Below are 1,636 nucleotides of genomic sequence, written 5' to 3'. Positions count from 1 at the left end.
CCCGGCTCTTGAGGAAACCGATGAACCAGTCGCGCGCCGAGCGGGCGACCCCGTCATAGAGGGCGCCGATCAACAGCGCGCTCCAGGCCGACTTCCCCGGCTCCGGCACCCGCCAGGCCGCGGGCGGGCGCAGGTCGACAGCGTGGTCCAGCGGCACCAGCACGTCGTCCAGGATCACGTCATGGCTGTTGGTGGCGCGCATGCCGAGCTGGTCCCAGCTCTCGACCACGCGGATCCCCGGCGTGCCGGCCGGAACCAGGATGGTGCCGACCCGCGGTTCGGCCTCGTCGGTCGTGGCCCACACCGCCAGCCAGGACAGGATCGGAATGCCGGTGGAGAAGATCTTGTGGCCGGAGACGCGCCAGCCCTCCGGCGTGCGCCGGGCGATGGTCGCCGGCAGCCCGCCGCGGGCGGGGGAGCCCAACTCCGGCTCGACCCGCAGGGCGTTGATGACGGAGACGCCGGCGGCGGCCTCTCGACCCAGCTTTTCCGCCAGATGCGCCGGCCAGCCGCGCTCCTCGATCGAGGCGTGCTGCAGGTATTGCATCGACAGCACCAGCGCCGTCGACGGTTCGCCCCGGGCAATGCCGCCGACCGCCAGCGCCGCATCCTGCAGCCCGCCGCCCTGGCCGCCATAGCGGCGCGGCGTAATCAGGGCCAGCAGCCCGACCTCGGCCAGCCGGTCGAAATTGGCGAAGGGGAAGGCGCCGCTGCGGTCATGCTCGGCTGCGGTCCCGGCGAACTCCGCCGCCAGGGCCGCGACGGTCTCGGCGAGGCTCGGCAGTGCATCAACGGCGCGCAGCGGCTGGTCGGGTCGGGCCAAGGCCATGGTCTTCAGGCGCCGGCGGGGGACGGGGTGGCGAGGCCATGGGCCGCCGATGCCGGACGTGGCGCGGGACGGGGCGCCGATGCCACCGGCTCACCCTCGAACTCGTCGACGCCAAGATCGGCCAGGAGGCGGCTGCGCAGCCGGATAAAACCGGGGTCGCCGTGCCGGCGCGGCCGGTCCAGCGTGATCGGGATGTCGGTGGCGATGCGGCCATCGGCCAGCACCAGCACGCGGTCGGCCAGCAGCAGCGCCTCGTCGACATCATGCGTGACCAGCAGGATCGCCGGCCGATGCGCCTGCCACAGCGACCCGACGAGACCCTGCATCTTCATCCGGGTCAGCGCGTCCAGCGATGCGAATGGCTCATCCAGCAGCAGCAGCCGCGGCTCGCGCACCAGCGCCCGGGCCAGGGCGGTGCGCTGCGCCTCGCCGCCCGATAGGGTCAGCGGCCAGGCGTCGACGCGGTGGCTGAGGCCGACCTCCTGCAGCGCGGCCTCGGCACGGCCACGCACGTCGGCGCCGCCGAGGCCGAGCGCGACGTTGCGCCAGACGCTCTTCCACGGCAGCAGCCGCGGCTCCTGGAACACCACGGTCCGCTCGGACGGCACGGTGACGGTGCCGGCGGGCGCGGGGTCGAGGCCGGCCAGGGTGCGCAGCAGCGTCGACTTGCCGGAGCCGCTGCGGCCCAGCAGGGCGACGAAGGCGCCATCGGCGATGTCGAGGTCGAGGCCGTCGAGGATGTTCGGCCCGCCGAAGGACCGGGTCAGGCCGCGGATGCGGACGACATCGGGCCGCTGGGTGGGGGCG

At 74.0% G+C, this 1,636-nt stretch carries 2 protein-coding genes; both read right to left on the bottom strand.

Annotated elements, in window-relative coordinates:
• Nucleotides 1-829 (bottom strand): acyl-CoA dehydrogenase family protein (locus AC3XYG_RS41265; RefSeq protein WP_489145727.1); only part of this gene is annotated, 829 nt, incomplete at its 3' end.
• A 5-nt stretch (nucleotides 830-834) separates the two neighbouring features.
• Nucleotides 835-1,636: ABC transporter ATP-binding protein (locus AC3XYG_RS41260; RefSeq protein WP_489145726.1), on the bottom strand; the 802-nt coding region annotated here is incomplete at its 5' end.

The organism is Inquilinus sp. (genome assembly GCF_057815775.1).
Note: the sequence above shows the minus strand (reverse complement) of the source record. Positions and strands in the feature narration are given on the sequence as shown.